Source organism: Blastococcus brunescens, from assembly GCF_035320885.1.
Classification (GTDB): Bacteria; Actinomycetota; Actinomycetes; order Mycobacteriales; family Geodermatophilaceae; genus Blastococcus_B; species Blastococcus_B brunescens.
Genome location: NZ_CP141261.1, coordinates 107,924 through 126,919, shown reverse-complemented (window position 1 = coordinate 126,919; position 18,996 = coordinate 107,924). Strand labels below are relative to the sequence as shown.

The window sequence follows — 18,996 nt, the reverse complement described above, 5'->3', positions numbered from 1 at the left end:
GGCGGTGAAGGCCGCTTCCTTGCCGACGAAGCCGAGCAGCGGCGGCAGACCGGCCATCGAGGCCGCGGCCAGGGTGCCGATGACGGCCAGCGCAGGCAGCCGGCGCCCCAGGCCGGACAGGCTCCGCAGGTCTCGGACGCCCGTGGCGTGGTCGATCACGCCCACGGTCAGGAACAGGGTGGACTTGAAGAGGGCGTGGGCGAGCGTCATCGCCAGCCCGGCGGCCGCCAGCTCCCGGCTGCCGCCGCCCACCAGCACCATGAGGAAGCCGAGCTGGCTGACCGTGCCGAAGGCGAGCAGCAGCTTGAGGTCGTTCTGCCGGAGCGCGCGGTAGCCGCCGACCAGCATCGTGGCCAGGCCCAGCCCGAGGACGACCGGCCGCCACCCGGGGACCTCGGCGAACCCGGGGGCCAGCCGCGCCACCAGGTAGATGCCGGCCTTCACCATGGCCGCGGCGTGCAGGTAGGCGCTGACCGGGGTCGGCGCCTCCATCGCGGCGGGCAGCCAGAAGTGGAAGGGGATCATCGCCGACTTCGTCACCGCCCCGGCGAGGACGAGCAGCGTGCCGGCTACCAGGAGCGGGCCGCTGCCGGGGTCGGCGACGACCTCCGACAGCAGGTAGCTGCCGCTGGTCTCCCCAGCATGATCAGGCCGATCAGCATGGCCAGGCCGCCGGCGGTGGTGAGGATCAGCGCCTGGCTCGCGGCGCGCCGGGCGGCCAGCTTCGTCCCCGCACCGCCGATGAGCAGGTAGGAGAAGACGGTGGTGAGCTCCCAGAACACGTAGAGCATCAGCAGGTCGTCGGCCAGGACGAGGCCCAGCATGGAGCCGGCGAACGCGGTGAGGTTGCCGGCGAACCGGGCGGAGCCCTCGTCGTCGGGCTCGAAGTAGCGCGCGCAGTAGAGCAGCACCAGGGCACCCACGCCGGTGACGAGCAGCGCGAAGGTCAGCGACAGGGCATCCAGCCGCAATGCCACGTCCAGGTCGAGCGCCGGCACCCAGGGCACGCTCTCGGTGACCTCGCCGCCCTCGGCCACCGTCCGCAGGCGGGTCAGCACCCACGCGAAACCGGTGGCGGGCACCACGGCCAGCGCGAGAAAGGCGTTGCGCCCCCACCCCCGCACGAGGACGGGCGCCACCACGGCGGCCACCAGGTGGAGGAGCAGAACGGCGAGCACGGGTCTCCGGGAGTCAAAGGGCTCGGGGACGACCACAGACGTCGGAGGACACCGGCGGTGCCGTCAGGTTACCGTCCCGGCGTCAGCGCCCGCCCGGCGTGACCAGCCCGCTCTCGTACGCGAACGCGACCGCCTGCACGCGGTCCCGCAGGCCGAGCTTGAGCAGGATCCGGCTGACGTGCGTCTTCACCGTGGCCTCGCCCAGGTACAGCCGCGCCGCGATCTCCGCGTCGGAGAGCCCCGCCGCGACCAGGGCGAGGACGTCGGTCTCGCGGTCGGTGAGCCCCGCGAGCGCGGCAGCCCGGGCGGGGTCCGACGCCGGGGCGGCGGCGTAGGTCTCGATCACCCGGAGCGTGACCGCGGGGTCCAGGAGCCCGTGCCCGGCGGCGACCGTGCGCACCGCCGTCACGAGGTCCTCGGGCGGGGCGACCTTGAGCAGGAAGCCGCTCACCCCGGCCCGGAGGGCGGCGGTGACGACGACGCGGGTGGGCAGCGCGGCGGCGAGGATCCGCCGGGCCGCCTCCAGCCCGTCCATGCCCGGCATGCGGACGTCGAGCAGCACCGCACCATGGCCTGGTCGTCGACGAGCACGACGCGGATCGTCATGCGGTCACCGCCGGGGACGCGTTCGTGGCCGGCGTCGGAGCCGGCTCGGTGGCCGGCACCGGGAAGCCGGGTCCCGGCGGACGCCCGGACCCCCGGCCGTTCCTGGCACCTCGCCGTCGGCCGCCTCCATGGCACCGGCCGACTACATCGCCTCGCTCGCCCGGGATCCCGGGCAGACGGCGCTCTCGGCGCCGCTGCTGCACTACGGCAACCTGGCGCTCGGGCTGGCCTGGCTCGCGGCACCCGCGCTCGTCCGTGGCGTGAAGGGCCGGATCCCGACGGTGGTGGGGGCGCTCAGGTCGGCCCTCGGCCTGGTGACCGTCGCGGGCTTCGTGCTCTACGACTTCTGGACCGGGGGCATCGGCCGCGAACTGGACGCCGGCACCGCGGAGTCGCTCTTCGAGTCCGTGAACGGCTCTCCGGGGCTGGCCGTCATCGGCATCGTCACCGTGCTCGGCCTGGTCGGCCCGCTGGTCGATTACCTCGGGCTGGCACGGGCCGGGGTCACCAGCTGGTGGCTGCTGGTTCCGGCGGTCGCGGCCCTCGCGGCGTCCGCGTCGATGGACTTCTCCCCGCTGCCCTTCGCGGCCTTCGCGCTCGTCGGCGCCATCCCAGCGGTCGTGGTCGGGACGCGCCTCATCCAGCGCAACCGCGCCGAGGCCACCGCCTGACCTGCCACCCCGGAAGCTTGTGCTCTGCCCCGCTCAGCGGGGCAGAGCACAAGCTTCGTCGGACGTACGTGCGTGAGGCGCCGTGATCAGCTGTCGGCGAGCTCCGTCGCGGCCAGCCAGTCGTTCTCGACCTGCTCCTTCTCCGCGTGCACGGCCCGGAGCTCCGCGTCGAGCGCGGCCGCCGTGGAGTAGTCGGCGGCGGCCGCGGCGAGCTGCTCGTGCAGCTTCTTCTCGTCGGCGTCCAGCTTGAGCATCCGCCGCTCCAGCCGGCTGGCCTCCTTCTTCGCCGCCCGCGCCTCGGCCGCCGACACCGCGGCACCGGCCGTCGAGGGGCACCGACCGCACGGGTTCCGCCGTCACCGGCGGCCGTGGTCAGCGGCGCGCCGCCCGCCGCCCGGCGCCGGAGGTACTCGTCGACCCCGCCGGGCAGCTCGGCCAGGGAACCGTCGCCGAGCAGGGCGACCACCTTGTCGCAGACCCGGTCGACGAAGTACCGGTCGTGGCTGACCACCAGCACCGTGCCCGGGAAGCTGTCGAGCAGGTCCTCGAGCGCGGTCAGGGTGTCGATGTCGAGGTCGTTGGTCGGCTCGTCGAGCACCAGCACGTTCGGCTCGGCCATGAGCAGCCGCAGCAGCTGCAGCCGGCGTCGCTCCCCGCCCGAGAGGTCGCCGACCGGCGTCCACTGCCGGTTCGCCGCGAAGCCGAACCGCTCGGCCAGGGTGGACGCGGAGATCTCCTGGTTGCCGATCCGCGCGATGCGGGCGACGTCCTGCACGGCCTCCAGCACCCGGGCCCGCGGCGGCAGCTCGGTGACGTGCTGGGACAAGTAGGCCGGCGCCACCGTCTGGCCGACGACGATCGTCCCGGCGTCCGGCCTCGTCTCGCCCACGAGCAGCTTCAGCAGCGACGTCTTGCCCGCACCGTTGACCCCGACGATGCCGATCCGGTCGCCCGGACCGACGTTCCAGTCCAGGTCCTCGAACAGCGTGCGCGGACCGTCGTCGGTCGGGACGGCGTAGTCGACGTGCTCCACGTCGTACACGGTCTTGCCGAGCCGGCGGGCGGCGAAGCCCTTGAGCGCCATCGAGTCGCGGGCCGGCGGCTCGTCGGCGATCAGCGCCTGCGCGGCGTCGATGCGGAACTTCGGCTTGCTGGTCCGGGCCGGCGGGCCGCGCCGCAGCCACGCCAACTCCTTGCGGACCAGGTTCATCCGGCGCTCCTCGGTGACCGCCGAGATCCGCGCCCGCTCCGCCCGTGCCAGCGTGTAGGCCGAGTAGCCGCCGTCGTAGGCGTGCACGTTCCCGTCGGCGACCTCCCACGTGGTCGTGCACACCTCGTCGAGGAACCACCGGTCGTGGGTGACGACGACGAGGCCTCCGGCGCGCTGGTTGACGTACTCGGCCAGCCAGGCCACGCCCTCGACGTCCAGGTGGTTGGTGGGCTCGTCGAGCACGAGCAGGTCCAGCGGGCGGATCAGCTGAGCGGCCAGCGCCACCCGGCGTCGCTCACCGCCGGACATCGGCGCGACCGGGGCGTCGAGGCCGAGGCGGTCGAGCTCGAGGCCGGTCAGCACGGAGCGGACGGCCGGGTCGCCGGCCCACTCGTGCTCCGCGGCGAACATCGAGGAGGGGAGGACGACGTCGCGCACGGTCGTCCCGGCGGGCAGCGTGCCGGACTGGTCCAGCACACCCATGGCGAGGTCGCCGCGGCGGGTGACCCGCCCGGAGTCCGGCTCGTCGGTGCCGGTCAGCAGCGACAGCAGGGTGCTCTTGCCGCCGCCGTTGCGGCCGACGACGCCGATCCGCTCGCCGGCGGCGACGCCCAGGGAGACGTCGTCGAGGATCACGGTCGTGCCGTGTGCCTTGTGCACCCGCTCGAGGTTGACCAGGTTCAGGGGTGCGCTCATCGCCCCCAGTATCCGCGCTGCGGATTCAGGCGAGCCGGGTGACCTCCACCGTGACCGTGTGGCCCTCGCTCTTCGGGCCCGAGAAGAGCCCCTTGAACGGCGGGACGTCGCCGTAGTCGCGGCCCCGGCCGAGGGTGACGTGCCGGGTGCCGATCTCGACGGAGTTGGTGGGGTCGAAGGCGTTCCAGCCCCCGTCCCACCACTCCACCCAGGCATGGCTCTCGCCGGTGACCGGGACGCCGATCTCCGCGGCGGGCGTGGGATGGAGGTACCCCGAGACGTAGCGCGCGGGCAGGCCGAGGGCCCGCAGCAGGCCGACGGTGACGTGCGAGATGTCCTGGCAGACGCCCTGCCCCTTGGTCCAGGCCTGCATGGCATTGGTCTTCACGTTCGTGGACCCGGAGAGGTAGTCGATGTGGTCGCGCACGAACCGGCAGATCAGCGGGCCGGCCTCGTGCGGGTGGGCCTCACCGACCGTCGCGCGCGCCGCTGCCACCACCTCGTCGTCCATGGCGGTGAGCGACGTCGCGCTGAGCAGCTCGCCGAACTGCGTCTGCACCTCGCGGGCGCGCAGCCCGCTCCAGCCCACCCGGTCGTGACCGCCGAGGTCCGGCCCGGCCTCCACGATCGACGTCCCGGTGACCACCAGCTCCGCGTGCGGGCTGTGCAGATCGAACGCCGTGACCGTCGACCCCCAGTAGTCGCGGTAGGCGTAGGCGGTGGCGGCCGGCTCGATCTCGACCTTGGAGCGCAGCGTCGTCTGCCGGTTGCTGTTCTCCGGCGTGAGCCGCGCCTCGTTGTAGCTCGAGCGCACCGGGCCGGAGTAGTGGAACCGGGTCCGGTGCACCACCTGCAGCCGCCACCGGTGCGCGGCCGGCCGCGCGGGCGTCGTCGTCTCGAACGTCTGCGCCTGGCTCATCCGGCCTCCTCCGGCACCCACACCTGCGGCGCCTGCTCGGTGAAGAAGCGGTGGGTGACCGCGGCGCTGGCCGCCGAGCAGGTGCGCTGCAGCTCCTCCAGCCGCGTGGGCAGCTGGGCCAGCAGTTCGGGCGGGCTCATGAACTCCAGCATGGTGCGGGCCCGCCCGACGATCCGGTGTGCCTCGCCCGCGACGCCGATCCGGGCGGCGTCGCGGACGGTCGACCGCTCCAGCTCGGCCAGGCACGCCTCCGCCTGCTCGAGCGCGGCGAACACCGAGCGCGGGAACAGCCGGTCCAGCAGCAGGAACTCCGCCGCCCGGCTCGAGTTGACCATCCCCCGGTAGGTGCGCAGGTAGGGCTCGTAGGCACCGGTCGAGCGCAGCACCAGCGTCCAGGACGGCGCGGCGTCGCCGGCGAGGATGCGGGTGGAGATGATCCGCGAGGTCATGTCCACCCGCTCCAGCGAGCGGCCGAGGATGAGGAACAGCCAGCTCTCGTCGCGGCTCATCGTGGCGTCGGCCAGTCCGAAGACCATCGCCGACCGCTCGCGGACGAACCGGAACAGCGAGTGCGGGCCGTAGCGCCGGGCCATCGTCCGCTGCTGCGGCAGGGCGTTGTGGGTGACGTTGAGCGACTCCCAGATCTCCGCGCTGAGCACCTCGCGGGCGCCGCGGGCGTTCTCCCGCGCCGCCGAGAGGGCCCCGACGATCGAGCTGGGGCTGGTCCGGTCGAAGGCCAGGGTCCCCAGCACGCGCTCGGTGTCGGCCTCGGCCTCCGGCGTCGGGGCGCCCATCAGCGCCAGCAGGTTGGCGCTGGCCCGGCGCTCGTCGATCCACGGGTCCTCGACCAGCCGCTGGGTGTGCACGTCGAGGATGCGGGCGGTGTCGTCGGCGCGCTCCACGTACCGGCCGATCCAGAACAGCGACTCCGCGATCCGGCTCAACATGCCGGCCCCCGGGGGCAACGGGCACGTCCGGCCCCGTCCGGAGGCTCGGCCCGAGCCTGCGAGGGCTCTGAGGGCTGAGAGGGACGGGGTCGGTCGATTGTTGCTGTTGCTGGCCCTGGCCGACGACCGTGTCGTTCAGCGGGCCGGGGTCCTGGGCGGGCGGCTCGTCGGGCAGGTCCGCGGCGGTGAACTCGATGGTGGTGAGCTCGGGTTCGGGCTCGGCGGCCTGCCGTGGCGGGCTGAGCACCCAGGTGTCCTTGGAGCCGCCGCCCTGGCTGGAGTTGACCACCAGCTCCCCTCGGGCAGCGCCACGCGGGTGAGCCCGCCCGGCAGCACCCAGACCTTGTCGCCGTCGTGGATCGCGAACGGCCGCAGGTCGACGTGCCGGGGCGCGATGCGGCCACCGATCAGCGTCGGGCACGTCGAGAGGCCGATCGGCTTCTGGGCGATCCAGTCCCGCGGGTTCGCCCGCACCTTGACGGCGAGGTCGGCGAGCGTCTTCTCGTCCGCGCGGGGGCCGATGACGATGCCCTTGCCGCCCGACCCGTCGACCGGCTTGAGCACCAGCTGGTCGAGGGACTCCAGCACCCAGTGGACGGTGTCCCGCTCGTCGAGCCGGTAGGTGTCGGCGTTGGCCAGCACGGGCTCCTCGCCGAGGTAGTAGCGGATCAGGTCGGGCACCCAGGTGTAGAGCAGCTTGTCGTCGGCGACGCCGTTGCCCACGGCGTTGGCGATCGTGACCCGGCCGGCGCGGGCGGCGTTGAGCACCCCGGCGCAGCCGATCACCGAGTCGGGCCGGAAGTGCACCGGGTCGAGGAACTCGTCGTCGATCCGGCGGTAGATGACGTCGACCCGCTGCTGGCCGTCCGTCGTCCGCATGCTGACCTGGTTGCCGGCGCAGACGAGGTCGCGCCCTCCACCAGCTCGACCCCCATCTGGCGGGCCAGCAGCGCGTGCTCGAAGTAGGCGGAGTTGTAGACGCCCGGGGTGAGGACGACGACCGTCGGGTCGGCGACGTTCGAGGAGCGGACGCCTTGAGCGCGGCGAGCAGCCGGCTCGGGTAGTCCGCGACCGGCTGGATGCGGTGGTCGGCGAACAGCTCCGGCAGCACCTGGCTCATCGCCGCCCGGTTGGTGATGACGTAGCTGACGCCCGACGGCGAGCGCAGGTTGTCCTCGAGCACCCGGAAGTCGCCGGCCTCGTCGCGCACGAGGTCGATGCCGCTGGCGTGCACCCGGACGCCGTTGGGCGGCACCAGCCCGTGGGCCTGCCGGTGGAAGTGCGCGCTGGTGGTGACCACGCTGCGCGGGACGACCCGGTCGGCGAACACCTGGCCGGCGCCGTAGACGTCGGCGAGGAAGGCCTCCAGCGCGTGCACCCGCTGGGCCACGCCGCGCTCGACGGCCGCCCACTCCTCGGCCCCGATGACCCGCGGCACGATGTCGAGCGGGAAGGGCTGCTCCTCGCCGGCGTGGGCGAAGGTCACCCCGCGTCCCGGTAGGTCTGGGAGAGCACGTCGGCGCGGGCGGCCAGCTCCTCGCCGGCCATGGGCTGCAGTGACGCGTACAGGCCGGCGTACGCGGCTCGCGGCTCGGACACCCCGCCGAACATCTCGTCCCACTGCTCCCCGAGGGAGTAGCCGTCGAAGAGGTCCGCCATGGCGTCGAACCTAACGACGACGTGTGTCCCGCGCGTTTCGAGGCGACGGATCGGCCGGTTCAGCGGGCGACGGCGACCCCGAGCCACGGGCGCAGGTGGTCCCCGGAGATGAGCCGGCCCACCCGCTCGGCGTTCTCGCGGGCCTGCCGGAACTCCGGCGCCTCCCGTGCCGGCGCCCCACCTCCGCGTCGACGGCGTCCGCCCGCTCCAGCCACTCGGCCGGGCTGTCGGCGAGATCGGCGGTGCCGGACTCCCGCAGCCCGAATCCCGCGCCGCTCAGCAGGTCGAGCAGCTCGGGCTCGCCCGGGAACTCGTTCCCCTCCGGTAGGGGCGGCGGCAACGGACCGGCGGCCACGAACACCAGCAGCCCGAGCCGGGCGCCCGGGACGAGCACCCGGCGCAGCTCGGCCAGCGATCCGGCCTTGTCCGACGTCGTGCACAGCACGCCGAGGCACCAGGCGGCGTCGAACGCGCCGTCGGCGAAGGGCAACTGCTGGGCCGTCGCCACCACCGAGGGCAGCCCGAACAGCCGCCGGGACGCGCGGACCGCCGCCGCCATCGGCTCCGCGCACACCGGTCGCACCCCGCACTCGGCCGCCAGCCATCCCGCCGGCCCGCCGACTCCGGCGCCGTCGTCGAGCAGGCGGCTGCCCGGGCGCGGCTCGAGGCGGTCGGCCAGCCAGCGCAGCGCCCCTCGCTGCCGCTGCCCCGGCAGCCGGCAGGGATCGCGTGCTCAGGACCGAGCGCCCGCACGGCCTCCGCGGTCCACCCGGCGACGGTGTCGAACTCCGCCTCCATCGCCTCGCTCTCGAGCTCGCTCACGAAGTCCCCTCAGTCGCTCGGCCACCGCGGCCTTGATCCGTGCGCCGTCGTCCTCGCCCCGGTCGGAGGCCATGCCCGACAGGTTGACCCCGACGACGCCGGGGACGGCGAGCAGCGCTCGGGCCTCCTCGACCGCGGCGGCGATGCCGGCCTCCCGCGGGTCGGGCGCGGCGAGGACCCGCTCGACGACGTCGTCGTCGAGGTGCAGGCCGGGAAAGCGCTGCAGCACGCGGGCGGAGCGCTCGTCGGTGTAGACGGCGACCCCGCGACGAACGGCAGCGTCGCCCCGGCGTCCCGGGCCGCGGCGACGAACGACGCCACCCGGGCCGGGCTGCTGACGTGGTTCAGCACGCACAGCTGCGCGCCGGCCCGCTGCTTCTCGGCCACGCGGGCGGGCCGCAGGGCCCGCGGCGGCGCCTCCGGCGACTCGGGGACGGCGACCTGCAGACCGCGCCCGGCGGCGAGGGCGGCGAGCCGCACGCCGTCGAGGTCGAACACCTGGCTGGCCCCGGGACGCACGCCCGGGCCGCGGCCGTCACCGGTGACGCACAGGACGCCGTCCACGCCGAGGGCCGCCAGGCCCGCGAGCTCCTGCTCCAGGACGACGCGGTTGCGGTCTCGGCAGGCCAGCGTCGTCCAGAGGCGGGCACCTGCGGCCAGCGCCTCGGCGGCGAGCATCGTGGGCGGGAAGTCCGGCCGGTTGGCGTGCTCGCCCAGGAGCAGTCCGTCGGACACCGGCCCCAGCACCCCCACCACCCTGCGCACCGCCGCGGTGTCGAAGGCGGGCACCGAGAGGTCGGTGAGCACGACGGGCGCCTCCGCCGCGCGGGCGAGGAGCCCGGAGCGGACCGGCGGGTCGGGAGCCGCGCCCGGCCAGCGGACCAGCGGCGCGTCGAGGAAGACGCAGCGGTGCTCGGCGAGCTCGCACCGCTCGTCCTCCCGGACACCGCCGCACGGGCCGAACACCATCCGCTTGGGGCAGCCGAGCCGGCCGGCGGCGGACGACTCGGGCTCCATCGCCGGTGGTCCTGCCCCCGCGCCATGGTCGGCGAAACCCGGCGCATCGGCGAGAGGGAAGACAACCGGCCCTGCAGCGGTTACGGTGCCACTAGTTGAACACTCAACCGAGGAGGCCGGCATGCCCGCCGTGACCGTCGAGGACACCACCACCCTGGCCCGCGTCCCGGTGCCCGCTCCCGGGACCGTCCGCCGCCGCAGCCGCTCGGTCACCACGGCGCCCTCGGGCTTCGAGGGCGAGGGGTTCCCGGTCCGCCGGGCCTTCGCCGGCGTCGACCTGCGCGACCTGGACCCGTTCATCCACATGGACCAGATGGGCGAGGTCGAGTACGCGCCGGGCGAGCCCAAGGGCACGTCGTGGCACCCGCACCGGGGCTTCGAGACCGTCACCTACATCATCGACGGCACCTTCGAGCACGCCGACTCCCACGGGGGCGGCGGCACGATCAGCAACGGCGACACGCAGTGGATGACCGCCGGCGGCGGCGTCCTGCACATCGAGCGGCCGCCGGAGCACCTCGTCGTCAGCGGCGGCCTGTTCCACGGCCTGCAGCTGTGGGTGAACCTGCCGCGGGCGCAGAAGTGGGTCGAGCCGCGCTACCAGGACCTCCGCGCGGACGAGTCGGTGCTGTTGGCCAGCCCGGACGCCGGCGCGTTCCTCCGGGTCATCGCCGGTGACGCCGCGGGCCACACCGGCCCCGGCTCGACCTACACGCCGATGGCGATGGTGCACGCCACCGTCTCCCCGGCGCCACCCTGGACCTGCCGTGGCGCCCGGACTTCAACGCGCTCGTCTACGTCCTCTCCGGCGCCGGTTCCGTCGGCATCGACGGCGCGCCGGTCCGCACCGGGCAGCTCGCCGTCCTCGGCCCCGGCGACACGGTGACCATCAACGGCGCCGTCCACCAGGAGTCGCGCACCCCGCACTGGACGTCGTGATCCTCGGTGGCGCCCCGATCCGCGAGCCCATCGCCATGTACGGGCCGTTCGTCATGAACTCCCGCCAGGAGGTCATGGACGCGTTCACCGACTTCCAGGCCGGCCGCCTCGGCTCGATCCCGGCCGCCTACGGGCGCCGGGAGCCGGTTCCGCACGGGGACGTCCGGGGCGAGACTGGGCAGACGACGCCGCCGATCCCCCGCGCCTGACGTCGATCCGCACCGGAGGACCGCGATGAGCAACCTCGACCGCCGCCCGTCCGCCCGGAAGATGGGCGGCGTCGAGGCGACCCCACCGGCCCGGCGCTGGACCTCCTGCCGGGGAGGGAGGTGCTGCTGGGCGAGAGCACGCGGGTCCGGCGGCTGCTGCCCACGCTGGGACGGCGCATGGTCGGGGCCTGGGCGTTCGTCGACCACTACGGCCCCGACGACGTCACCACCACGTCCGGCATGCAGGTCGCCCCGCATCCGCACACCGGGCTGCAGACGGTCTCCTGGTTGCTGGAGGGCGAGGTGCACCACCGCGACTCGGTGGGCAGCGACGTGGTCTTCGGCCCCGGCCAGCTGGCCCTGATGACGGCCGGGCACGGCATCGCACACTCGGAGCAGTCCCCGGTGGTGCACCCGCGCTACCTGCACGGCGCCCAGCTCTGGGTGGCGCTGCCCGACGAGCACCGCGAGGTGGCACCGCACTTCGAGCACCACGCCGCCCTGCCGGGGTTCACCTCCGACGGGCTGACGACGACGGTGCTCATGGGCTCGGTCGGCGACGCCACCTCACCCGGCACCGCCTACAGCCCGCTGGTCGGCGCCGACCTGAAGCTGACCGCCGATGCCGACGTCGAGCTGCCGCTGGAGCCGGACTTCGAGTACGCGGTGCTGGCCGCCGGGGGTTCGGCGAGCGTCGAGGGCGTTCCCGTGGCGCACGGCTCGATGCTCTACCTCGGTACCGGCCGGCGCACCCTGCGCCTGCGGGCCGAGGAGGCCGCGAGCCTGCTGCTGCTCGGCGGTGAACCCTTCGAGGAGCACATGGTCATGTGGTGGAACTTCGTCGGCCGGTCGGGCGAGGAGATCGCCGAGTACGCGGAGCGCTGGAACGCCGAGGACGAGCGCTTCGGCGTCGTCGTGGGGTACGACGGCGACCGGCTGCCCGCCCCTCGCTCCCCGCCATGCCGCTCAAGGCCCGCGGGAGGGTGCGATGAAGGACCCGCTGCCATTCGAGGAGGCCCTCCCGTGACCGTCGACCCGCACATGCTGGCGTTCGTCGCCGAGAACCGCTGGGGCGTGCTGACCACGATCAAGCGGGACGGCCGGCCGCAGCTGTCCAACGTCGGCTACGCCTACGACGCGGACGCAGGGCTGGTGCGGGTGTCCGTGACCGCCGACCGCGCCAAGACCCGCAACCTGGAGCGGGACCCGCGAGTGACCCTGCACGTCGCCTCGCGTGACTTCTGGACCTGGGTCGCCGTCGAGGGCACCGCCGACCTCACCCCGGTTGCCGCCGACCCGCACGACGCCACGGTCGAGGAGCTGATCACCTACTACCGGGGCGTCTCGGGGAGCACGACGAGTGGGACGAGTACCGGGCGGCGATGGTGGCCGACCGACGGCTCGTCGTCCGGTTCCGCCCCGAGCACGCCTACGGGCAGATCCGCGATTGACGAGCGGCCGGCGCCAGCTTCGCTCGCGCCGGCCGGCAACGCTCAGGCGGCGGGGTCCTCCATGACCTCGAAGGGCGCACCCCACGGGTCCTCGACGATCGCGAAGCGCCCGAACGGGGTGTCCTCCGCCGGCGTGACCACCTTTCCGCCCCGCGCCTCGACAGCGGCCACGGTGTCGTCGGTGGACGCCACCGCGAAGCAGGTCAGCCAGCCCTTCGGCATGCTCGGGTCCGATGCGGCGAGCCCGCCCAGCGGGTTGCCGCCGGTGCCGAAGGTCGCGTAGTCGTCGCCGGCGCCGTCCTCGGGCGCCATCTGGTCGAAGGTGAACCCGAAGACGGCGGTGTAGAACTCCTTGGCCGCCGCCGTGTCGTCGACCATCGCCTCGTTCCACGCCAGCGCGCCCGGCTCGTTGTGGATCTGGTAGCCGGTGTGCTCGCCCGCCTGCCAGAGCCCGAACGGGTTGCCCTGGGGGTCCAGCGCGACCACGAACGTCCCCATCGGACCGACCTCCATGGGCTCGACGAGCACCGTGCCGCCGGCCGCCCGGATGCGGTCGCAGGCGGCGGCCGCGTCCGCAGCCGCGAAGTAGGTCGTCCACCGCGGCGGGTCGTCCGGGTCCTGCTGGGGCCCCATGCCCGCGACCGTCCGGCCCCGCAGGGTGGCGTTCAGGTAGCCGCCGAACGCCGGGTCGCCGCCGCTGAACTCCCAGCCGAACAGGGCCGAGTAGAACCGCTTCGCCGCCTCGGTGTCGGGCACACCGACGTCGATCCAGCACGGCGTGCCGTCGGGCCAGGGGTGTCTCGGGTGGGCATCGCTCCTCCTCCGGTCGTGAGGAGGACACGGTGCCACCGGCATCCGACAGTTCCCAGGCCTCGGGGCGCCGTCCCGGAGAGGTTCAGAAGCGGCCGCCGCCGCTCCGGCCGCCACCACCGAAACTGGCGCCGCCCGAGCGCCCACCTCCGCCGCCGAAACCGCCGCCGAAGCCGCCGCCGCCGCCGCCGCCGAAGCCACCGCCGAAGCCACCGCCCCGGCCGCCGCCGAGCAGGATCCCGCCCAGCACCAGGCTGCCGAGGTCGACCCCACCGCGCCGGTACCCGCCGCCGTACCCGCCCCCGAACCCGCCGGGGCCGCCGCCGTACCCGCCCGACCACGTGGAGACGTCGTCCTGGGCCCGGTCGAGCGCCGACTGCGCCAGGGTGGTGGCCTGGTGCGCCTCGCGCAGCGCGGTGACCGGGTCGTCGCGGCCCATGTCGACGGCGACGTCGAGGTGCCGCTGCGCCTCGGCCAGCCGCGTGCGCGCCTCGGGTCCCACCGCCCCGCGGCGGGTGCTGATGAAGTCCGCGGCGGCCGCGATCGTCGAGCGCGCGGTGGACAGCGCCTGGTCGAGGGCCGCGGCCGCGCGACGCATCTGGGTCTGGGCGTCACGGGCGACCGAGAGCGCCTGCTCCAGCGCGATGTCGGCCTCCTCCAGCTGCCGGAGTGCGGCCAGCGGGTCAGGCTGCGGACCGCCGAGCGCCTCGTCGGCGGAGGCGAGCGCGGCCTCCGCGCGGGCGATCTGCGGAGCCAGCCCGCTGCCCGCGCGGGAGGCGGTCAGCGACCGCGCCTCGGCCAGGTCCTTCTCGGTCTCCGTCCGCACCGCTGCCACCCGGCCACCGGCGGCGTCGAGGTCGCCCGCCAGCCGGCCGACCGCGTCGAGCAGCGTGGTGGTCTGCGCGACCGCGTCCTCGGCCGCCCGGATGTCACCCACCGCGGTGCCCGGCTCGGGCGAGGCCAGTGCGGTGCGCGCCTCCTGCACCTCCTGCTCGGCGGCGGCCAGTCGGGCCCGCGCCTCGGTGACGTTGTCGGCCACCGGCGCGACCGCCGAGGCGGCGAACCGCTGCCCGAGATCCGCCAGGCGCTGCTCCTCCTGCGGGATGCGGGCGTGCAGCTCGGCGATCCGTGGCTCGAGCGCGTCGAGCACCTGCGGTGCCGTGTGCTCGAGGTCGCGCAGCTGCGCGAAGGCGTCGGCCTGCTCGTCCAGTCGCGCCCCGGCCGAGTCGGTGAGCGCAAGCATCTCCGCGAGCATCCGCCGGGTGGTGGGCTCGTCCGTGCCGGTCTCCCGCCCACCCATGTCGTCGTCCAGCTGCTGGCGGATGGTGAACGCCCGCGACAGCTCGTCCCGGGAGGCCGCCAGCGCCGCACCGAAGCCGGTCACCGCCTCCTCGCCGTACTGCGAGCGGGCGAAGTCCAGGTCGAGCTGCGAGGTCTTCATCGCCTCGTCCAGCTCCAGCAGCGCGTTGCTGGCGCGGAACTGGACCTGCTCGGTGGACTCCCCGGGGAACGGGTCGGCCTGCTCGATGCGGGTCACCGGAGGGGCTGCCCTCCCGTGCGCGGCGGCGCGAGCGGCTCACCAGGTAGACGCCGCCCCGACGACGGCGATGCCGCCCACGACGAGGAGGGCGCCGCCGCCGCCGGACCCGCTCTCCTCCGCCGCACCGCCGGACGTGCCCCCGGTGCGCAGGATGTCGGCGAAGGCGGCCACCCCGCCGGCGAAGTCACCTCGCCGAACGCCGGCTCGACGTCCTGGGCCGCCTGCGACTCGATCTCCGACCGCGACAGCTCGGAGTTCTGCGGCCGGTAGAAGCCGTACGCGCCGTCGACCACCGCGACGGCGATGAGCGCGTCGCTGCCGCCGAGCTGGGACAACTCGGCGGTCGACTGCGCCCACTCGCTGCCCTGTGCGCCGTCGAAGCTGTTGACGAAGACGACGAACAGCTGCGTGCCGTCCTCCGCGCGGAGCTCCTCCAGCGCCTCCTCGACCTGCGCCTCACCGCCGCTCAGGGCGCCGACCTGGTCCACCACCTGCTCGTCGAGCCGCAACGGCGGGACGGCGAGCGCGGTCCCGCCGCTCAGCAGGAGCAGGGCGGCCACACCCAGGACGACCAACAGCCGGCGCACGGCACCTCCTGGGAACGTCTCGGTACGGACCCAGGACCCTACCGACGGCCCGCGGGTCCGGCGCCGCCGCACGGGGTAGGGCGGGAGTCCGCCCTACCGAGGAGGACCTCCCGTGCCAGAGCCCGACCGCGTCCGTGCCTCCGACCTGCCACCCGGGACGGTCCGCCGCGCCGGCGGCTGGGCGGTGGGCAACCGGGGATCGGCCGGGGACGACCGCTACTTCGCCGTGTCCCGTCGCTGCCGGCACCAGCTGGCCGACCTGTCCGAGGGCAGCGTCGACGCCGACGGCTGCCTGGTCTGCCCGTGGCACCAGAGCCGCTACGACGTCCGCACCGGCGAGATGGTGGAAGGGCCGAGGGCTTCCTCGGCTACCACGGCCCGACGCCGCTCTACACCCAGCTCGTGGCCGCCGTGGGAAGGCTGGCCCGGCTCCGCGTCCGCCGGGCGGTGCGGCGCGGCGACGACGTCGTCGTCCGGGAGTAACGCCCCAGGCATAGGTACCAATACATGCGTTCCGGGCACCAGAACGCAGGTAAAGGTACCTATGCCTGGGGTGGGGTCAGCGGCGCTCGATCGGCTGGTCGACGCCCTGCACCAGCGCGTCGGTCTCGATCGGCCCCACCCCGGTGGCCCGCACGGACACTCCCTGGGACGCCGCGACCTCCTCGGCCGACTTGGGCTGCAGGACGCCGTCCCGGATCTCCTCGGCCCAGTGGCAGCTGACCAGCCGACCGGGCGCCAGCTCACGGAGCACCGGCACCTCGTCGTCGCAGCGCGTCTCCTGGCGCCACGGGCAGCGGGTGTGGAACCGGCAGCCGCTGGGCGGGTTCGCCGGCGACGGCAGGTCACCGGCGAGCAGGATCCGCTCCCGCGTCTCCTCCAGGACCGGGTCCGGCACGGGGACGGCGCTCGTGAGCGCCCGCGTGTAGGGGTGCAGCGGCTGCTCGTACAGGTTGTCGGCGGGGGCCTGCTCGACCAGGGAGCCGAGGTACATGACGCCGACGACGTCGCTGATGTGCCGCACCACCGCGAGGTCGTGCGCGATGACGAGGTAGGTGAGGCCGAGCCGTTCCTGCAGCTCCTCCAGCAGGTTGAGCACCTGGGCCTGCACCGACACGTCGAGCGCCGAGACCGGCTCGTCGGCGATCAGCAGGTCCGGCTCGAGCGCGATCGCCCGCGCGATGCCGATGCGCTGGCGCTGCCCGCCGGAGAACTCGTGCGGGTACCGGCGCAGCGCGGCCGACGGCAGCCCCACGGCGTCCAGCAGTCCGCGGATCTTCTCCGCGATGCCCTTCGTGCCGCCGCCCAGGCCGTGCGCCCGCAGCGGCTCGGACAGCAGCGACTCCACGTTCTGCCGCGGGTCCAGGCTGCCCAGCGGGTCCTGGAAGACCATCTGCATGCGCTGGCGCATGGTGCGCAGCGGCTCGCCCTTGAGCGAGGCGACGTCGGTGCCGTCGAAGATCACCTCGCCGGCGGTGGGCTCCTCCAGCCGCAGGATGGCCCGGCCCAGCGTCGACTTGCCGCACCCGGACTCGCCCACGAGTCCGTACGTCGACCCGCGGGGGATGGAGAGGTCGACGCCGTCGACGGCCCGCACGTGACCGACCGTCCGGTCGAAGACGACCCCCGCTTGATCGGGAAGTGCACCTTCAGGCCGCGGACCCGCAGCAGCGGCTCGTCCCCCGGCGTGCTCGTCCCGGGTGCAGCGGCGGTCATCGGGTGGCTCCCAGTGCAGTGGCACCGGACGGCGCCGGCGGGTACTCCAGCGGGTGCCGGCAGCGCAGCTGCCGACCGGGGCCGTCGTACTCCAGCGGCACGGTGCTCCCGGAGACCTCGGTCAGGCAGTCGTCCTGCGCGTTGTCGCAGCGCGGCGCGAAGGCGCAGCCCTCGGCCCACGGGATGGCGTCACGGGCGGAGCCGCGGATGGGCGTCAGCGGCGTCCCCCGGCCGGCGTCGAGCCGGGGCACCGACGCCAGCAGGCCGCCGGTGTAGGGCTGGCGGGGCCGGGCGAACAGCTCGTGCCGGTCGGCGGTCTCGATGATCTTCCCCGAGTACATGACGTGGACGCGGTCGCACAGGCCGGCGACGACGCCGAGGTCGTGGGTAATCATCACCAGCGCCGTCCCCGTCTCGACGACGAGCTCCTTGAGCAGGTCCAGGATCTGCGCCTGGATGGTGACGTCGAGGGCGGTGGTCGGCTCGTCCGCGATCAGCAGCCGGGGCGAGCAGGCCAGCGCCATGGCGATCAGCGCCCGCTGGCGCATGCCACCCGACAGCTGGTGGGGGTACTCCTTGAGGCGGCGCCGCGGATCGGGGATGCCCACGCGGTCCAGCAGGACGACGGCCTCCGCGGCGGCCTCCGCCCTGGACATGTCGCGGTGCTCGAGCAGCACCTCGGTGACCTGCGTGCCGATCTGCACCGTCGGGTTCAGCGAGGAGAGCGGGTCCTGGAACACCATCGCCATGTGCGGCCCGCGCAGCAGCGCAGCTTCTTGTCGGCGGCCCCGATCAGCTCCTGCCCCTCGAGCCGGACCGAGCCGCCTACCGTGACCCCGCGGCTGGGCAGCAGGCCCATGATCGCCAGCGACGTCACGGACTTGCCGCAGCCGGACTCCCCGACCAGGCCGACCGTCTCCCCGCGGCGACGGAGAAGCTGACGCCGTCGACGGCCCGGGTCGCCTTCTCGCCCTTGCGCTCGAAGGTGACGGCGAGGTCGTCCACCTCGAGGACGGGGGTGCCCACGGGCCCGCCCAGCACGGAGCTCATGCGGAGCTCACCTCCGGAACTTCGGGTCGAGGGCCTCGCGCAGCGACTCGCCCAGCAGCGTGAAGCCCAGCGCCACCACGATGATGCACGCCGCCGGGTAGAAGGCCAGCTCCGGCTGGATGGACAGGAAGCGCTGCGCGTTGGCCAGCATCGCGCCCCACTCCGGACGGGCCAGGTCGGGGTCGCCGAGGCCCAGGAAGGACAGCGCCGCCGCCTCGATGATCGCGGTGGCCAGGGACAGCGTCGCCTGCACGATCACCGGGCTGAGCGAGTTGGGCAGCACGTGGCCGAACACGATCCGGCTCCTGCGGATGCCGAGCGCCCGCGCGGCGAGGGCATAGTCGCTGCCGCGCTGCACCAGCATCGACCCGCGCAGCAGTCGGGCGAAGATCGGTACTTGCACGACCGCGATGGCGATCATCAGCGCGTACTGGTTCTGGCCCAGGAGCACCGAGACGCTGATCGCCATCAGCAGGCCGGGAATGGACAGGACGATGTCGACGAACCGCATCACCAGGGTGTCCACCCAGCCGCCGAAGGCGCCGGCGAGCACCCCGAGTGCCATGCCGACGGCCACGCCGAGCACGGTCGAGACGACGCCGATCATCAGCGACTGGCGCGATCCCCAGATCAGCCGGGAGAGCAGGTCCCGGCCCAGGTTGTCGACGCCGAGCGGAAAACCTCGCGCGGGCCCGGGATGAAGCCCGGCCGGATCTCCGACAGCAGGGTCTGCGCCAACGGGTCGCGAGGCGCGAGGAACGGCGCGAAGGCGGCGACCAGGAGGAAGATCACCACGATGATCGCGCCGGCGATCGCCACCGGGTCGCGGCGCAACCGCCGGAAGGCGCTCTTGGTCAGGGATACGCCGCCCTCGCCCTCGGGCACCTGACCGGCCCGGGCCGCCAGCTCGTCGATCCGGCGTCGCTTGAGGTCGCCCATCGCGGTCACTGCTCTGCCCCTGGTCCGATT

At 74.1% G+C, this 18,996-nt stretch carries 22 protein-coding genes and 5 pseudogenes; 8 read left to right on the top strand and 19 right to left on the bottom strand.

Annotated features, from left to right (window positions below; translation table 11 throughout):
* Positions 1-15: 15 nt before the first annotated feature.
* The 3 genes and pseudogenes from U6N30_RS00890 to U6N30_RS00880 form a co-directional block, all read right to left on the bottom strand.
* Positions 16-525, bottom strand: a pseudogene (locus U6N30_RS00890) (proton-conducting transporter transmembrane domain-containing protein); the annotation flags it as partial.
* Positions 526-569: 44 nt separating this feature from the next.
* The gene (locus U6N30_RS00885; protein ID WP_324275768.1) at positions 570-1,178 is read right to left on the bottom strand and encodes a proton-conducting transporter transmembrane domain-containing protein; all 609 of its coding nucleotides are present in this window, start codon (positions 1,176-1,178) and stop codon (positions 570-572) included.
* 82 nt (positions 1,179-1,260) lie between these two features.
* Positions 1,261-1,740 carry a response regulator transcription factor gene (locus U6N30_RS00880; RefSeq protein ID WP_324275767.1) on the bottom strand — a complete coding sequence of 160 codons (480 nt, stop codon included), beginning with the start codon at positions 1,738-1,740 and terminating at the stop codon, positions 1,261-1,263.
* 172 nt (positions 1,741-1,912) lie between these two features.
* On the opposite strand from U6N30_RS00880, the gene U6N30_RS00875 reads away from it, so the two are divergent.
* Positions 1,913-2,455, top strand: coding sequence for a hypothetical protein (locus U6N30_RS00875; RefSeq protein ID WP_324275766.1), 543 nt, complete (start codon positions 1,913-1,915; stop codon positions 2,453-2,455).
* Here U6N30_RS00875 and U6N30_RS00870 read toward each other — a convergent pair.
* From U6N30_RS00870 to U6N30_RS00855, 4 genes and pseudogenes are all read right to left on the bottom strand, one after another.
* Positions 2,421-4,361 carry an ABC-F family ATP-binding cassette domain-containing protein gene (locus U6N30_RS00870; RefSeq protein ID WP_324275765.1) on the bottom strand — a complete coding sequence of 647 codons (1,941 nt, stop codon included), beginning with the start codon at positions 4,359-4,361 and terminating at the stop codon, positions 2,421-2,423. The genes U6N30_RS00875 and U6N30_RS00870 overlap by 35 nt on opposite strands.
* A gap of 25 nt (positions 4,362-4,386) precedes the next feature.
* On the bottom strand, positions 4,387-5,280 hold the full coding sequence (locus U6N30_RS00865; RefSeq protein ID WP_324275764.1) for a transglutaminase family protein: 894 nt from the start codon (positions 5,278-5,280) through the stop codon (positions 4,387-4,389).
* The gene (locus U6N30_RS00860; RefSeq protein ID WP_324275763.1) at positions 5,277-6,227 is read right to left on the bottom strand and encodes an alpha-E domain-containing protein; all 951 of its coding nucleotides are present in this window, start codon (positions 6,225-6,227) and stop codon (positions 5,277-5,279) included. The genes U6N30_RS00865 and U6N30_RS00860 overlap by 4 nt, the downstream gene beginning before the upstream one ends.
* A gap of 135 nt (positions 6,228-6,362) precedes the next feature.
* Positions 6,363-7,605 (bottom strand): annotated as a pseudogene (locus U6N30_RS00855) (circularly permuted type 2 ATP-grasp protein).
* Between U6N30_RS00855 and U6N30_RS35225 the strand changes: the two are divergent.
* Entirely contained in the window at positions 7,489-7,728 is a 240-nt protein-coding gene (locus tag U6N30_RS35225) for a hypothetical protein (protein ID WP_324278637.1), read from the top strand. The pseudogene U6N30_RS00855 and the gene U6N30_RS35225 sit on opposite strands and share 117 nt — an antisense overlap.
* On the opposite strand, the gene U6N30_RS35220 is transcribed toward U6N30_RS35225, so the two are convergent.
* The 3 genes from U6N30_RS35220 to U6N30_RS00835 form a co-directional block, all read right to left on the bottom strand.
* Positions 7,710-7,886, bottom strand: a complete 177-nt coding sequence (locus tag U6N30_RS35220; protein WP_324275762.1) for a hypothetical protein — start codon at positions 7,884-7,886, stop codon at positions 7,710-7,712. The two genes, U6N30_RS35225 and U6N30_RS35220, sit on opposite strands and share 19 nt — an antisense overlap.
* A 10-nt stretch (positions 7,887-7,896) precedes the next feature.
* On the bottom strand, positions 7,897-8,469 hold the full coding sequence (locus tag U6N30_RS00840; protein ID WP_324275761.1) for a class I SAM-dependent methyltransferase: 573 nt from the start codon (positions 8,467-8,469) through the stop codon (positions 7,897-7,899).
* 248 nt (positions 8,470-8,717) lie between these two features.
* Positions 8,718-9,725, bottom strand: a complete 1,008-nt coding sequence (locus U6N30_RS00835; RefSeq protein ID WP_324275760.1) for a methylenetetrahydrofolate reductase — start codon at positions 9,723-9,725, stop codon at positions 8,718-8,720.
* A gap of 121 nt (positions 9,726-9,846) precedes the next feature.
* Here U6N30_RS00835 and U6N30_RS33030 point away from each other — a divergent pair.
* The 4 genes and pseudogenes from U6N30_RS33030 to U6N30_RS00820 form a co-directional block, all read left to right on the top strand.
* A pseudogene (locus U6N30_RS33030) lies at positions 9,847-10,227 on the top strand (pirin family protein); the annotation flags it as partial.
* 254 nt (positions 10,228-10,481) lie between these two features.
* On the top strand, positions 10,482-10,664 hold the full coding sequence (locus U6N30_RS33025; protein ID WP_422678079.1) for a hypothetical protein: 183 nt from the start codon (positions 10,482-10,484) through the stop codon (positions 10,662-10,664).
* Complete coding sequence (locus U6N30_RS00825) at positions 10,661-10,873, top strand: pirin-like C-terminal cupin domain-containing protein (protein WP_324275758.1); 213 nt, start codon at positions 10,661-10,663, stop codon at positions 10,871-10,873. The genes U6N30_RS33025 and U6N30_RS00825 overlap by 4 nt, the downstream gene beginning before the upstream one ends.
* 177 nt (positions 10,874-11,050) lie before the next feature.
* Positions 11,051-12,169: pseudogene (locus U6N30_RS00820) on the top strand (TIGR03618 family F420-dependent PPOX class oxidoreductase); the annotation flags it as partial.
* 197 nt (positions 12,170-12,366) lie between these two features.
* On the opposite strand, the gene U6N30_RS00815 reads toward U6N30_RS00820, so the two are convergent.
* The 3 genes from U6N30_RS00815 to U6N30_RS00805 form a co-directional block, all read right to left on the bottom strand.
* Entirely contained in the window at positions 12,367-13,080 is a 714-nt protein-coding gene (locus U6N30_RS00815) for a VOC family protein (protein ID WP_324275757.1), read from the bottom strand.
* 139 nt (positions 13,081-13,219) lie between these two features.
* Entirely contained in the window at positions 13,220-14,671 is a 1,452-nt protein-coding gene (locus U6N30_RS00810) for a hypothetical protein (RefSeq protein ID WP_324275756.1), read from the bottom strand.
* Positions 14,668-15,261, bottom strand: a complete 594-nt coding sequence (locus U6N30_RS00805; RefSeq protein WP_324275755.1) for a TPM domain-containing protein — start codon at positions 15,259-15,261, stop codon at positions 14,668-14,670. The genes U6N30_RS00810 and U6N30_RS00805 overlap by 4 nt, the downstream gene beginning before the upstream one ends.
* Before the next feature lie 112 nt (positions 15,262-15,373).
* Between U6N30_RS00805 and U6N30_RS00800 the strand changes: the two are divergent.
* Positions 15,374-15,568 (top strand): annotated as a pseudogene (locus U6N30_RS00800) (Rieske (2Fe-2S) protein); the annotation flags it as partial.
* Complete coding sequence (locus U6N30_RS00795; protein ID WP_324275754.1) at positions 15,565-15,744, top strand: hypothetical protein; 180 nt, start codon at positions 15,565-15,567, stop codon at positions 15,742-15,744. The pseudogene U6N30_RS00800 and the gene U6N30_RS00795, both read left to right, overlap by 4 nt.
* A gap of 76 nt (positions 15,745-15,820) precedes the next feature.
* On the opposite strand, the gene U6N30_RS00790 is transcribed toward U6N30_RS00795, so the two are convergent.
* The 6 genes from U6N30_RS00790 to U6N30_RS00765 form a co-directional block, all read right to left on the bottom strand.
* A complete protein-coding gene (locus U6N30_RS00790; RefSeq protein ID WP_324275753.1) occupies positions 15,821-16,858 on the bottom strand; it encodes an ABC transporter ATP-binding protein in 1,038 nt (345 codons plus the stop codon).
* A 115-nt stretch (positions 16,859-16,973) separates the two neighbouring features.
* A complete protein-coding gene (locus U6N30_RS00785) occupies positions 16,974-17,726 on the bottom strand; it encodes an ABC transporter ATP-binding protein (RefSeq protein WP_324275752.1) in 753 nt (250 codons plus the stop codon).
* Positions 17,690-17,854, bottom strand: coding sequence for a hypothetical protein (locus U6N30_RS00780; protein ID WP_324275751.1), 165 nt, complete (start codon positions 17,852-17,854; stop codon positions 17,690-17,692). Before U6N30_RS00780 ends, U6N30_RS00785 begins: the two co-directional genes overlap by 37 nt.
* The gene (locus tag U6N30_RS00775; RefSeq protein ID WP_324275750.1) at positions 17,851-18,027 is read right to left on the bottom strand and encodes a hypothetical protein; all 177 of its coding nucleotides are present in this window, start codon (positions 18,025-18,027) and stop codon (positions 17,851-17,853) included. Before U6N30_RS00775 ends, U6N30_RS00780 begins: the two co-directional genes overlap by 4 nt.
* 7 nt (positions 18,028-18,034) lie before the next feature.
* The gene (locus tag U6N30_RS00770) at positions 18,035-18,634 is read right to left on the bottom strand and encodes an ABC transporter permease (protein ID WP_324275749.1); all 600 of its coding nucleotides are present in this window, start codon (positions 18,632-18,634) and stop codon (positions 18,035-18,037) included.
* A gap of 23 nt (positions 18,635-18,657) precedes the next feature.
* Complete coding sequence (locus tag U6N30_RS00765) at positions 18,658-18,966, bottom strand: hypothetical protein (RefSeq protein ID WP_324275748.1); 309 nt, start codon at positions 18,964-18,966, stop codon at positions 18,658-18,660.
* Between the last annotated feature and the right edge of the window lie 30 nt (positions 18,967-18,996).

Coding starts and splice junctions, on each gene's coding strand:
- U6N30_RS00865 (WP_324275764.1), bottom strand. CDS start 5,280: ATGAGCCAGGCGCAGACGTTCGAGACGACGACGCCCGCGCGGCCGGCC.
- U6N30_RS00785 (WP_324275752.1), bottom strand. CDS start 17,726: ATGGCGATGGTGTTCCAGGACCCGCTCTCCTCGCTGAACCCGACGGTG.
- U6N30_RS00875 (WP_324275766.1), top strand. CDS start 1,913: ATGGCACCGGCCGACTACATCGCCTCGCTCGCCCGGGATCCCGGGCAG.
- U6N30_RS00870 (WP_324275765.1), bottom strand. CDS start 4,361: ATGAGCGCACCCCTGAACCTGGTCAACCTCGAGCGGGTGCACAAGGCA.
- U6N30_RS00775 (WP_324275750.1), bottom strand. CDS start 18,027: ATGAGCTCCGTGCTGGGCGGGCCCGTGGGCACCCCCGTCCTCGAGGTG.
- U6N30_RS35220 (WP_324275762.1), bottom strand. CDS start 7,886: ATGGCGGACCTCTTCGACGGCTACTCCCTCGGGGAGCAGTGGGACGAG.
- U6N30_RS00765 (WP_324275748.1), bottom strand. CDS start 18,966: ATGGGCGACCTCAAGCGACGCCGGATCGACGAGCTGGCGGCCCGGGCC.
- U6N30_RS00770 (WP_324275749.1), bottom strand. CDS start 18,634: ATGATCGGCGTCGTCTCGACCGTGCTCGGCGTGGCCGTCGGCATGGCA.
- U6N30_RS00860 (WP_324275763.1), bottom strand. CDS start 6,227: ATGTTGAGCCGGATCGCGGAGTCGCTGTTCTGGATCGGCCGGTACGTG.
- U6N30_RS00835 (WP_324275760.1), bottom strand. CDS start 9,725: ATGGAGCCCGAGTCGTCCGCCGCCGGCCGGCTCGGCTGCCCCAAGCGG.